A 14395-nucleotide genomic window follows, 5' to 3' on the forward strand; every position below is an offset into this window, starting at 1 on the left:
AATTTATCCGGCCAAGGTGGTCAAAAATCAAGCGGCCCGCCCTGTTCTGAACAGGGCGGGCCGCTTGGCAATACGTTAAATCAGTCCTAGAAACCCAGACCAACCGTAAACCCACGAATCGAAGATGGGTTGCCAGCCAGCGGAGCCACTTCCGTAGCCAGACCGGTCATCAGGTTAATCGTGTAGAGACGGTCTACTTTGTCGGCCCGCATCATAGCGTAACCAATGCCCGACATACCGCCGATATCAAATCCGTTACCCCCTTCGACGGATACGTTCAATGGACCAACCGGAACCAGCGTACCATCATTTGGTGGCATCTGTCTAAACAGCATACCACTGGTGCGGGTATCAATATCGTACAGCGTTGTGGTGGTTGCACCAGCAAAGCTGTTTGTATACGCAACAGCTGTTACCACTACCGGGTTACTCGAATTTATTCGGCCATCAACGATTACCGCATTGTTGTTCGGGTTGTAACGTAGATCCTGACCAGCGTTAGTCACGATACGAATCCGGTCGACAGTTGGGTTGAAATCGAAACCGACGTCAGTACCTTCCAAAGCGGGTGAAATTGGATCACCTATGGCTGTGACAGCCCCATTACCCATGTTGATGGCATAAATACGACCGGTAGAGCCAATGGCAAACAACTGACCCGTGGCCGGACGCATATCGATACCAAATAAGGTTTCGCCCGGTTGCAGCCCCGTCAGGGGTTTGGTTGTGTTGGTAACACCCGTCATCGGATTGATGTAGTGCAGTGTGTTAGTCCCGTCAACAAGGTAAGCAACAGCTTCTGAAGGGATAGCCAACCCGACAATGCTCGCCGAAGCGGGCAGATTGCCCAGCATCAAAGCCTGACCCGTGGACAGGTTGATTTCGTACAAGGACTGTACACCTCCGCTGATCATCGTTGCAATGGCACTACCATCGGGCGCAATGTCGAAATTAGTTAGACCTGCAATATCCACACCCAGTGGTCCTACCTCTTCCAGCGTACCATTATTAGGAGGGTTCTGGCGATACAACTTATCCGTAATCGGGTCGATGTCGTACAGGGTAGTGGTGGTAACACCTGAGCGATTATTCGTATAAGCAACACCCGAAATAGCCACGTTTGCTACACCATTGATGGTTCCATCAATAGCCGCAACGGCACCTGTTTCAGGATTCAGGCGTAAGTCCTGACCGCTGCTGCTTACCAGACGAATCCGGTCAACAGTTGGGTTGAAGTCGAAACCAACGTCGCTACCCATAATAGCCGGTGTGAACGGGGTTGTTCCCAGCGCAGTAGCCAATCCGCTCACTACATTGATACTGTATATGCGGCTTCCGTTACTAACGGCGTAGAGTTGACCCGTGGCCGGACGGAAGTCGATGCCGATCAGCCGTTCGTTGGTCATCAGGCCCGTTACCGTCACCATTCCCAGGCTGGTAGAGGGACTCTGCGTGTTCAGCTTCATCAACTGGTTATTGTCATTCAACACGTAGAACATGAAGTTCGATGCCAACCGGGCACCACCTTTTTGTGCAGTTGGTTCCAGCTGCTGTTTGTCCTGACAGGCATCCAGTGTAACCAGTAAACCGAGTGCCAGCAGACCTGTAATAAAGCGAGTACTTTTTCTGTAAAACATAAGCATCATCAGGAAGAGTGAAAAATAAAAAAATAGGGCAGAAACACTAAAATGAACGATTTATACTAACTACGTTAAAGAGATTCCCAGCGATTTAATTCAATTAAAAAAAGGTTAAAACTTTTATTTTAACCCTGTTTAAACTAAGAGTAACCAGTCGATAGTCACCTGCACGCATCGTTTTTATTTAGTTGGGTAATGGTCTCTGTGGATAGGGAGTAGAGCGGACGTAATCGTAGGCAGGAAAATGGCTCAACACCGTTTCTGAAAACATTTCAGTGTGCTCTACCCCCTTTGAGGTCGCTAAATAGTGCCTGGCTTCCCAATCAGAGGCCCTTGAAGCGGACCAGCTTTTGCCGCTGGGGATTAATGGTCAGTTCAAACACGTCCGGTCGGGCGTAGTGGCCGGAGGGATCAAAATTCTGACGTTCTTTCCGCACGGTATTCAGGTCGATGGTAGCGGTAACGACGGCCTCCCGGTCTACCAACGGCTCAATTACCCAACTTCCGTCGGGTGCTGCCAGGCAGGAGCCTCCGTTACTCAAAAAAGGGGGAGCCGCTTGCCGGATCAACGCATGATGGGGCACATTGGTTGAAATATCCGATTTTCTCATCAACCCCGACACAGACGCGACGTACATCCGGTTTTCCTGGGCAATATGTCTCGTCAGGTCAACGGTGTTACGGAGGTTGCCGGGCCACACGGCCACGTGGAGGTTCTCTCCCTGCGCGTAGAGGGCCGTTCGGGCCAGGGGCATCCAGTTCTCCCAGCAGTTCAGTCCGCCCACCGTGAAGGCTCCGAGCGGATGAACCTGTAACCCGTGACCATCGCCAATGCTCCACACCAGCCGTTCTTCGTAGGTAGGCATCAGCTTTCGATGGACTGATTGCACAATGCCTTCCTCACTGATATAGACCAGACTGCAATAAATACTATGGCCTCCCCGATCGGTAGCGCGTTCGGCACAACCGGTGTAGACAGCCATCCGGAATTCGCTTGCCAACTGGCAGATGGTGTCCAGATCACCCGCGTCGATGGTAACGGCTTCGCGCAGGTAGTGAGCAAAAATAGCCTTCTGCACCGGAGCGTTGAAGCGGGCACCATCGGTAAGTTCCAGCCAGAACGGGTAGCCCGGCAACAGGGTTTCGCCGAAGCAAACCAGGTTCGCTTTTTGGCTGGCGGCCTCGCGGATGGCCTCTTCCATTTTACGAAGGGTGGCTTTTTTATTTAGCCAGACGGGCGCCAGTTGCGCCAGGGCAATGTTCAGCGTATCGGCCATACGGTTCAGGACGTTGCAGACGAAAGTTTGTTAGCAAAAAATCGGAAACCACCACCCTTACCAACGCAATCAGTGATACTACGTGATTGCTTTCCTGGCTCGGCTGATTCTGTTTAGTAAAGATGTTTATGGTCATAAAGCGTTCCCTGCTTAGGTTTGTCTGATCGATAGCGTGTATTCGTAACCCTTCCCGCTTTATGCCCAACCCATCATTCCGCTCCCTGCTTGCCCGTGCCGGTCTCGACTGGTTCATCATCGCCCTGTTGAGTATGATTGGTCTGGCTAAACTCTGGCCCCAGCCCGGCATTCAGCAGGGCCTGTTCTCCCTGTCGTCGCTGGCTACGTACGGGGTATCGCTGATTTTTTTCTTCTACGGCCTGAAACTGAACTTCGGTCAGCTACGAGAGGGGCTTCGAAACTACCGGCTTCACCTGCTCATTCACCTCACCACGTTTATTGTGTTCCCGGCAATTATACTGCCCCTTCGCTCCCTATTGCTCACCCCCGAAACGGCGTTGCTTTGGCTGGGTATTTTCTACGTGGCAGCCCTGCCTTCCACGGTTTCGTCGGCGGTGGTGATGGTATCCATTGCGGGGGGCAACATACCGGCGGCTATCTTCAATGCCAGTATCTCCAGCCTGATTGGCGTATTCATTACGCCCCTTTGGATGAGTTTTCTGCTGGCCACTACGCAGGGGCATTTCGACGTGGGGAACATTGTTGGCAAGCTGACCATTCAGGTTATTCTACCAGTGGTGCTGGGCCTTTTACTGAATCGGCCCCTGGTACGACTGGCCGCCTGGCTAAAGCCATACCTGCGCTATTTTGATCAGGTAGTTATTCTGCTCATTGTGTACACCGCCTTTTGTGAATCATTTGCCCATCATTCGTTCGAAGCCATTTCGGCGGGAGACCTGCTGTGGCTGGCAGCCCTCATGCTGGGACTGTTTTTTCTGGTTTTCGGCCTAGTCAATCTCATTAGCCGGTGGCTGCATTTCAATCGGGAGGATCGTATTACGGCCCTGTTTTGCGGTTCCAAGAAATCGCTGATTCAGGGTACGGTTATGGCTACGGTGTTATTCCCGGGCAGTTTGGGCGGTGTTGTTTTACTTCCTATCATGGTCTACCACGCGTTGCAGTTGATTATGGCCAGCATCCTGGCGCAGCGTATGGCCCGGCAGCAGCCAGCAAAAACAGACGTCATTCAACCCTGATTTTGCCGGTTCTGACCCACAGAAAAGGGCATTCATCCACATTACCCTAAAGGTAAATTAAACGCAGAGGGCAGGGTAGCTTCTAACAATCAGTAAACCTTAAAAAAAGTACTGACCATGAAAAAGACAATCATCACTGCCCTTACCCTGTTCTCATTAGCCACCGGCGTAACGTTTGCCCAGAGCGCATACCCAAGGCCTGTCGACAATCGCGCCCGTCAGGGTCAGGCACCCCGTTACAATAACGACCAGTATCAGGATGAGCTGAAAATTGACCGGCTGGATGCGCTGGTTGGTCTGTCCCGGCGCCAGGAGAAGCAGGTCCGCAAGATTGAAAATAATTACGATCATCTGATGGCGACCTCCCGGCCGACACCCGATGGCTACCGGCAGCTCCAGCTGCGCAAACGGCAGGATATCCTGGCCGTCCTGACCTCCGCCCAGCGGGATCGTTTATTTGCCGCCCAGCAGGTCCAGCCCAACAGCCGGTATAACCGGAACCAGCCCATTCCGTACGGTGGCAGCAACAGACGGGGATGAACTGACGAACAAGTAGGCAGGAGCAGGCTCCGGTACGGTATGTTAAATTATCGTGTCGGAGCCTCTCTTTATACTACTGAGCAATACTTTTGCTGATTATATGCCGACACTGAGTTGCTGAACCAGTCTGAATCATCCGTTTTCAATCGCCATGCCTTTGGCCCCGACTTTGTGTGGGGAACGGCCACCGCTGCTTACCAGATTGAAGGGGCCGTTGACCGCGATGGGCGTACGCCCTGCATTTGGGACACATTCAGCAGGCAGAAAGGGAAAATAAAGACCGGCGAAACGGCGGATGTAGCGTGCGAATTTTATGACCGCTACGAATCAGATTTGCGGCTCCACAAAGAACTGGGTTTCGATGCCTTTCGGTTTTCGCTGTCCTGGTCGCGGATACTGCCTGATGGCGTTGGCCCGAAACACCACGGCCGCATTAACGAAGCCGGACTCGCTTTTTATGATCGGCTAATCGACCATTGCCTGGCGCTGGGCATCACTCCCTGGATTACACTGTACCACTGGGATTTACCGCAGGTACTGGAAAACAAAGGCGGCTGGCCCAACCGGCAGATTGTGGACTGGTTTGCCGATTTTGCGGATGTCTGCACCAAAGCCTTCGGCCACAAGGTAAAGCACTGGATTATTCTGAACGAACCGCTGGCATTATCTGTATTAGGCTATTTTACGGGTCAGCACGCCCCCGGCAGGCGGAGTTTTCGGAACCTGCTGCCCGTTATTCACCATACGGCCCTGGCACAGGCCGAAGGCGGGCGCGTGGTGCGGCAAAACGTGCCGGATGCGCAGGTGGGCACAACCTTCTCCTGCTCCCCCATCGACCCGTTCACGCCCGGCGACGAGGCTGCTTCCCAGCGGGTGGATGCCCTGCTGAACCGGCTCTTTATCGAACCAACACTGGGTATGGGCTACCCTGCCGATAAACTCCCTTTCCTGAACGGTATCGCTAAAAAAGTAGCCAAACCGGGCGATATGGAACGCCTAGCTTTTAACTTCGACTTCATCGGGTTGCAGCACTACTTCCGGGCGGTGGTGGAGCAATCATATTTCATGCCCTACATCTGGGCCAAAGACGTGTCGCCCCTCCGGCGAAATGTGGAGACCATAACGGAAATGGGCTGGGAGGTGTACCCCGAAAGTATGTACCGGATTATCAACCAGTTCGGGCAGTACGATGGGGTCAAAAAAATATACATCACCGAAAGCGGAGCGGCTTTTTATGATTCCGTTGAACAGGGGAAAGTTCAGGATACCGCCCGGACAGACTACCACCAGAATTACCTGAGAAACGTACTGAAAGCGAAACAGGAGGGAATGCCCGTTGCTGGTTATTTTGCCTGGACCTTCCTCGACAACTTCGAGTGGGCTGAAGGGTACCGCCCCCGTTTCGGCCTGGTGTACGTCAATTTCCGTACGCAGCAGCGCATCGTGAAAGCATCGGGCCGGTGGTTTCAAAAACTGTTGACGGATACTGGTAGTTAGTCATTCATCATTGGTTATAGCTATTAAAGCCCGCAACCAGTGACCAGCAACTAATGACCAATGTCAATGATCAACGTACTCCCAATAACAACACCCGAACAGGCCGTTTCGGCCATTCAGTCGGGCAACCGCGTGTTTATTCACAGCGTGGCCCAGACACCGCACACCCTCATCAACGCAATGGTGGCGCGGGCCGGTGAACTAACCGATGTAGAAGTTTGCCACATTCATACTGAAGGTCCCCTGCCCTATCTGGAGAAAAAATACCAGAAGTCGTTTCGGCCCAATTCATTTTTCATTGGCGCCAATATGCGGAAACAACTCAACCAGGGCATCGGCGATTACGTCCCGGTTTTCCTGAGTGAGGTGCCGCTACTGTTCAGCCGGAAGGTCTTGCCCATCGACGTGGCCCTGATTCAGGTGTCGCCCCCGGATGCGCACGGGTATTGCTCACTGGGGCCATCGGTGGATGTTTCACTGGCGGCTATCCGGTCGGCCAAGTACGTGATTGCCCAGATAAACCCGCGCGTACCCCGCACCCACGGTGACGGCCTCATTCCGGTTTCTATGCTCCACGCAGCCATTGAGGTGGACGAACCCATGTACGAAGTGCTGCCCGGCGACATCAGTGCCGAAGATCGCAAAATTGGCCAGTACGTAGCCAGTCTGGTCGAAGATGGGGCCACCCTGCAACTCGGTATCGGCGGCATTCCCAACGCCACGCTGGCCGAACTGATTCATCACAAAGGGTTGGGGATCCATACCGAAATGTTTTCCGACGGAGTTATTGACTTGGTAGAGCGGGGCGTTATCACAGGCGAGCACAAAACGGTGCTGCCCTACCGCATCGTGTCGGCCTTTGTCATGGGCAGTCAGCGGGTGTATGATTTCATCGACGACAACCCCGGCGTAGCCATGAAGCAGGCCAGCTACACGAACGACACGGCCATTATCCGCCGAAACCCGAAAGTAACGGCCATCAACTCCGCCATCGAGATTGACCTCACCGGGCAGGTATGCGCCGATACCATTGGCACGTATCAGTACTCCGGCGTGGGCGGGCAAATGGATTTCGTACGCGGGGCTACACTATCTGAAGGAGGGAAACCTATTATTGCGCTGCCCTCCGTTACCAGCAAAGGGCTGAGCAAAATTGTGCCGTTTCTGAAAGAAGGCGCAGGCGTAACCACTACCCGCGCCCACGTTCACTACATCGTGACGGAATACGGCATCGCCGACCTCTATGGGCAAAACCTGCGGCAACGCGCCCGCGCTCTCATCAATATCGCTCATCCCGATCATCAGGAAGAACTGGAACGCCAGGCCTTTGCCCGGTTTGGTACGGTGTAAAAGTATCAAAACCGGCTTATTGTCATAAAACAGACTACTCCAACCTGTACAGGTTGGAGTAGTCTGTTTTATGACGATGTTTTTATCATTTACTACCGTTAGATAAATTGACTCTAAAATCATCAATAAATATCCATAAAAAAGTACAATCAATAAATGAAAATCTCTTACTTCGTCCCTCCATATGTCACCCATCCCATTTAAAAGTTTACTAAAAATCTATATCATTAACTTAATATCCACATTTATATGCAACACTTCTTCTTCCGACAACAACAGCTTATTGTCATCTCCTTTTTCTTCGCGTATGATGACGCCCGGTAGTTCAGGCACCGCGTATTAGTCGTCCTACTTAACACACTGGTCTGTCCGTTGCTGCGACGTACAGAGTCTCCCTCGCATCATCCTATTCTTCAGTCTTATTAGCAGGATACTTTCCGTATTCATCTTACCGCTTATTTTTTATTAACCCTTTTTGCGATTCAGTTAACTTATTACCCATTTTTCCAACTTAATGATTCCACTTTTATGAAACACTTCTTCTACAGCAGGTGGCTGATAGTCATCAGTTTTCTTTTAAGTACGATTACCTCAGCCGTTTGGGCACAAGTACCCCTTGCGACAATCAATTCTCCTTATTCACAGGATTTCAACACACTAGTTAATACAGGCACCTCGAGCACATTGCCAATGGGCTTTGCTCTTGTCGAAACAGGTACTAACGCGAACACAACGTATACAGCCGGTACAGGTAGCAGCAATACAGCCGATACCTACAGTTTTGGAGCCGGAGCCACATCTACCACTGATCGCGCATTTGGAGGTCTGCGAAGTAGTAATTTAGTACCAACAATTGGGGCCTCATTTGTTAATAATACCAGCACCACAATTACATCACTGAGCATAACGTACACGGGAGAACAGTGGCGCCTGGGTGCCCTGAGCCGGGAAGATCGGTTAGATTTCCAATATAGTACAACAGCAACAAGTCTTACATCCGGCACCTATACGGATGTCGATGCGCTCGATTTTGTGGCCCCCGTCACAACAGGAACTGTTGGCCCGCTAGATGGAAATATCACTGCCAATCGTATTGTAAAAACAAGTACCATATCTGGTTTATCTATACTACCAGGAGCTACTTTCTGGATTCGCTATACGGATTTCGCAGCCACTGGCGCTAACGATGGTCTGGCTATCGATGATTTTTCGCTGACACCTGTCGGAATGCCCCCCTGCGCGCAGACCGTAACCAACACGAATACTGGAGCTACCTTCTGTACCATACAGGCAGCAGTGGATGCTCCGGCAACCCTCAGCGGTCATACAATCAACGTGGGCTCGGGCAACTACAATGAACAGGTATCCATTGGTAAGTCACTCACCATCATTGGGGTCGGCGCTACCAAGCCTATCCTCAATTTTACCGGAACTCCGGCGCTGTCCAATGGCCATCCTACCATTTTTGACATTACCACGGCAAACGTCCGTATCGAAAATCTCGATTTTGAGGTAGACCTGACCAAATTAAACAGTGCCGTTCTGGCCAGTGCTGCCAACATCAGTAATCTGGCAGTGGTCAATAATACGATTAATCCTTACCGGTCTGGGGCTATTACCAGTAGCTTCGGCAACCGAAATGCCATCAGCATCAACTACGGTGGGCCAACCAGTTACCGGTTCAATAGTTCCAATTCCTCCGGTCTTCTGATTCAGGGCAACTCGGTTTCGTATAACAATAACGCGACTCCGGCTGATGCCTCCGATGATGCAGGCTTCCGGGCAGGTGTAGCCACCGATGAAGGCGGGGGGTCCTTTACGGGTAATACGATACAGGCTACCAGTGCCGATATTCTGGTGCGGTTCGCCTTGAACGGAGCCGTTTCAATCACCAATAATAACTTCAATGGTTTTGGTCTCGAACTGGCTGAATTTAACGCCGGGGCCCTTAGCCTGATGATTACGGGCAATACATTCAATGGCACGTTTGGCAGTCCATTCACCTCGTCCCTACGCTTGAAGAATAACACCAGTTCCATCCCGACGACGGTAGCGAATAACACGTTCACAGGCCATAATCTGGGTATCAGCCTGGAAAATTATCAGGCTGTAACCGTCGATAATAACACCTTTACACCAGCGGCCAACTCGACCACCTATCGCCATATTGTCGAGAATACGAAGGAAGGCAGTTCGTCGAGCGGAGCATTCACCCCCATGGTTTCACTGACGCTGACCCGGAATACGTTTAATGGGTCGGGCGCAACGGGTGGCATAGGGTTAGGGTTCTACAATCAGGACAACGACAGTCCGGTTTTCGGCACGTTTACCCTGGGCACACCGGGGAATGAGAATAACTTTACCAGTGGACTGGGAACCTTCATTTACCTGGACAATGCGACCGGAACGGCCAACCCCAATGCCACACCAGTGGCTCCTTGGGCAACGAATCTCAACGCAGCAAACAATAAATTCGACGCGGGTAACGGTCTAAAACTGGCCAGTGCTTTAACGGCCGCCGAGCGGGCAACGCTGGAAACCAAACTCTTCCACAAACCCGATGATGCTCAGTTGGGGTTAATTACGTATTTCAATCCGGTTCATAACCTAACGCAGAATACATATTTCAATGCCATCCAGCCAGCTATTGATGCCGCTAACGCAAACGATGTCATTGAACTAGCGGAATTTACCTTCAATGAGCGGGTCACTATCGACAAACCACTGAGTCTGACCGGAGCCAGCAAGACCAACACGATCATCGACGGTACCGGACTTTCCGGTACGGGTAGTGGAATTGCACTCAACAGCGGGGTTACAAACGTAACCATCAAAAACCTGACGGTTCAGAATTTTGCCGGAACGAGTCCCAATTCGAACGCCGGTATTTTTGGCACATTAAGCAATAGCAACCTGCTGGTCGATAACGTCCAGTCGCTGAGCAACGTTGGCGGGGCCGGATTTTATGCCAATGGTCCGGTGCAGGGTGTAACCATAACTAATTCGACCTTCTCGGGACATACGGGTGGAGCCAGAGGCATTGTTATCTGGAACGGCTTCAAGCAGAACATTGTCATCAGCAACAATATTGTTTCTAACAATAACTGCTGTGGCATCGAACTTCAGGATGGTACGGCTTCGGGCGTAACAATAACGGGCAATACGGTCTTTAACAACGCCGATAACGGTATCGGCGTTGTGGGGCTGAAAGCGGGGGCCGGTCCAACCCTGATTGCGAACAACGTCCTGAATAATAACGGACGTTTTGGCATCGAAATCAAAAACCCCAATGGCACCGGTTTCACCTCGGGCGATGGAAGTATCGTCATTGAGAACAACACCGTTTCGTTTGCAGCCACGGCGGGCATGAACAATCGCGATCATGCCGGCATTTCGGTGTATCGTCGGGCGTTTCTGGTCAATAACAGCGAAGGATACCCGGATGTACCAACAGGCGTTGTTGTTCGCAACAACAACGTGAGTGGCTACCAGCACCTGAATCAGGTATCGGCCCCAACCGAAAGCGAAGGCTTTGGCATTGTGATTGAAGGGACAAACCACACGGTTACGGGCAACACTCTCAATAACAATAACATCGGGATTCAGCAGCAGGGAGGAGGTCATACCAACGCCAATTATGTGATGAATAATTCGGGCGATGGCGATCAGGCGGCTGGTCAGTCACCCGGCTACTTCGGACGGGGTAACGCAACGGTAGCCTGTGGCAATACCGTATCGGGCAACAACTTCTCGGGTAACACCACCGACACCAGAAATGCCGGACCAGGAGCGGGCAAACCCGAACTGGTAAAAAACCTGACAACCGGCAGCGTCTTCTGTACCATTCAGTCGGCCGTGGATGCAGCTACGGCGGGTAACTCGTTATCGGTTAGCGCTGGTACGTACGACGAACTGGTAACGGTTAACAAAGCGCTCACCATTCAGGGGACCGGTGCCAGTAGCAATGTAACGTTTACCGGAACGGTGCCAGGCTCTACTTTAGCCTCTCTGTTTACGGTGGCCGCTTCTGACGTTACGATCCAGAATCTAGGCTTCACCGTCGATTTGAGTAAAACGCATTCAGCCATTCACACGACCGGAGATAACCGCACGAATCTGCAAATCATTGGTAATACGATCACCCCAACCGGTACTCCAGCCGGGTCTTACGGACGCCGAAATGCCATTGGTATCAATCCGAACATTTCGGGCATCCCGGGTTATGCCCAGGACGGCGATGGCTTTACCGGGGTAGTGGTAAAAGGCAACACGGTCAACATCAGTGCAGGTGGCATAGTGAACTCCTTCCGGGCCGCCGTGCAGATGGACCTCTCCGGAGGTACTATTGGAGGCAGTACCCCGGGTGATGGCAACACGTTTACATCTATAAATCACGATGTGAATGTCCGGTTCTCCAACCAGGGTCCGGTAACCATCCAGAACAACACCAGTCTGGGGGGGGGTATCCAGTTTGCCGAACCCAATTCGGGTGCCGGGCTGATTACCATTGCCAACAACACCCTGACCGGGGCAACGGTGCAGCCCGCAACCGGGCAGTTGGGTACGGGTGCGCTGATGCGTATCCAGAACAACACGGCCGGTACGACCGTCAGCATCGCCAGCAACAGCTTTACCAACTATCGGTGGGCCATGAGCGTGGAAAACTTCAACACGGTCACCTTGTCGGGCAACACCTTCACCCCCCTGTCCAACTCGACCGATTACCGCAGCATCTCCTTCAACACCAAACTGCTGGCTACAACACCCAGTGCGTCGGTTCCCCCGGTACTGGTGGGGGCCACGCTGACGGGCAACGTCTTCAACGGCTCGGGAGCTGCGGGTGGCACGGGCATTGCCTTCTTCAACCACCGTCAGGATGGGGCAAGCCCTAGCATCGGGGCTTATGTGCTGGGCACGGCGGGTACCGAAAATACCTTCAACGCGGGTATCGGCACTTTCCTGCGGCTGGACAATAGTACGGGACCAAGTTCAGGGTTTGTATCGCCCTTTGGCGACTACACCGTATCGGGGGCGCCATCGACGACCATGAATTACTGGACGCCCGACCTGAATGCAGCCAATAACAAGTTCGATGTGGGTTCAGGGGCGAAGCTACCTTCTGCCCTGACCAGCGCGGAAAGAATGACGCTGGACGGGCAGCTTTTCGACAAAAATGACGATGCTAACGTCGGGCGGATTCTGTATTATTTCCCGGTTCGTAACCTCACTCAGAACACAGATTTCCCCACCATTCAGTCGGCTGTTGACGCGGCCAATGCCGGGGATGTACTCTCGGCAGCGGCTGGCACGTATCCCGAAGCCGTGACGGTACCTAAATCGCTCACCATTCGGGGTGCCAACACGGGCGTTACCGGCCTGGGTGCCCGCTCCTCCGAGTCGATTATCGATGGGGGGGGTACCCGCACCGGACTGGTAGTCTCGGCCAACAATGTGGTCGTCGACGGATTCAAATTCGTCGCCGGACAAGGTACCTATGGGGCGGCTGTGGCTTTCAACGGTCCACAAACCGGCGTGCAGATTATCAACAACATCTTCACTGATAACGTGATTGGTGTAGTAGAACCGACCGCCAACGCAGCCATCAAACACAACCTCTTCGATGGCAACAACCGGGCGGGTGCGGCCGGGGGTAGTGGCATTTACACCGATGTACCCACTAATGGTCTCTCAGTTGAAGACAATGAGTTCAAGAACCACACCACCAACTCGGCGGTGGTTTTTGGAGCCTCGGCCAGTAACACCCACCAGAACCTGAGTTTCATTAAAAACTACATCCACGATAATAACGCTAACAACTCGATGGTGTACTGCGTGGCGGTGAGCGGGGGAACGTTTTCCCAGAACACCATCACCCAGCCAGGCGCCACCGCCCTCAAATTTGCCGGTGCCAACACCGCTATCATGGTAAGTAATAACTTCCTGGATAACAACGGGGTGGGCGTTCGGATTGCCGATGATGGGTTCGGGCTTGGGGGTAATACAGGCATTGAAATTCACAACAACAGCCTGAGCAATAACAGCAGTAAGGCCATCGACAACCAGGAGACTCCAACCATCAATGCCACCTGCAACTGGTATGGAACTACCAATGTCGATGCCCAGGCAGCCTCTCTGTTCTCGGGGTCGGTGACCTACTCGCCTTACCTGAGCACGGGTACAGATAACGAAGCAGGAACCCCAGGTTTCCAGCCTATACCGGGTTCGTGCACCAGCACACTGAGCCTGGCCTTCACAGCCACTCCAAACATGATTCTGACCACGGGTACAACCACCTTATCGGCGGTAGTAACGGGTGGTAACACTCCTTACAGCTACACCTTTAGCGGGCCAGGTACTATCAACCAGTCGTCTGGCAGCAACACGGCTACGGTGTCTAACATCCCCGCCGGGGTGCAGACATTCACCGTCGTCGCCAGCGATGCCACCTCGCCCACCGCCCAAACCATCAGTGGAACGGTGAGCGTAACGGTGACCCAGGCCAACACCCCTCCGGTGGCTACCAGCAATGCTAACCAGACGGCCACCGTTGGGCAGGCCTTCTCCTACACGGTCAACGCCTTCACCGATGCCGAGACGCCCAACGGCCTGACCTACACGGCCAGCATCAACCCCGCCAACGGGCTGAGTTTTGATGCCAATACCCGCGTCATTTCGGGTACGCCTTCGATGTCGGGTGTCTCGACGGTAACCGTAACGGCCACCGATCCGGGGAGCCTGTCGGCCAGCACCAGCTTTACCATCACGGTGAGTCCGGCTCCGATTGTGATTACTCCGCTGGCCCTGACGGTCACGGCCAGTCCGAACATGATTCTGACTTCGGGTACGACGACTTTGTCGGCCACGGTATCGGGCGGAA

7 protein-coding genes are annotated in these 14395 nt (G+C 52.8%); 5 read left to right on the top strand and 2 right to left on the bottom strand.

The annotated features are described in order from the left end of the window. Positions 1 to 86: 86 nt before the first annotated feature. The gene (locus tag B156_RS0110180) at positions 87 to 1637 is read right to left on the bottom strand and encodes a DUF4394 domain-containing protein (protein WP_026260737.1); all 1551 of its coding nucleotides are present in this window, start codon (positions 1635 to 1637) and stop codon (positions 87 to 89) included. 326 nt (positions 1638 to 1963) lie between these two features. Then, positions 1964 to 2917 (bottom strand): carbon-nitrogen hydrolase family protein, encoded by a 954-nt coding sequence (locus B156_RS0110185; protein ID WP_018619589.1) that lies wholly within the window; start codon positions 2915 to 2917, stop codon positions 1964 to 1966. Between the two features lie 197 nt (positions 2918 to 3114). Here B156_RS0110185 and B156_RS0110190 point away from each other — a divergent pair, with 197 nt between their 5' ends. From B156_RS0110190 to B156_RS29020, 5 genes are all read left to right on the top strand, one after another. Continuing rightward, a complete protein-coding gene (locus tag B156_RS0110190) occupies positions 3115 to 4131 on the top strand; it encodes a bile acid:sodium symporter family protein (RefSeq protein WP_018619590.1) in 1017 nt (338 codons plus the stop codon). Between the two features lie 117 nt (positions 4132 to 4248). Next, positions 4249 to 4671 (top strand): hypothetical protein, encoded by a 423-nt coding sequence (locus tag B156_RS0110195; RefSeq protein WP_018619591.1) that lies wholly within the window; start codon positions 4249 to 4251, stop codon positions 4669 to 4671. A 114-nt stretch (positions 4672 to 4785) separates the two neighbouring features. Further along, entirely contained in the window at positions 4786 to 6168 is a 1383-nt protein-coding gene (locus B156_RS0110200) for a GH1 family beta-glucosidase (RefSeq protein WP_018619592.1), read from the top strand. 66 nt (positions 6169 to 6234) lie between these two features. Continuing rightward, the gene (locus B156_RS0110205) at positions 6235 to 7518 is read left to right on the top strand and encodes an acetyl-CoA hydrolase/transferase family protein (protein ID WP_018619593.1); all 1284 of its coding nucleotides are present in this window, start codon (positions 6235 to 6237) and stop codon (positions 7516 to 7518) included. 690 nt (positions 7519 to 8208) lie between these two features. Further along, positions 8209 to 14395: putative Ig domain-containing protein (locus tag B156_RS29020; RefSeq protein WP_018619594.1), on the top strand; the 6187-nt coding region annotated here is incomplete at its 3' end.

It is taken from the genome of Spirosoma luteum DSM 19990, assembly GCF_000374065.1.
GTDB lineage: Bacteria > Bacteroidota > Bacteroidia > Cytophagales > Spirosomataceae > Spirosoma > Spirosoma luteum.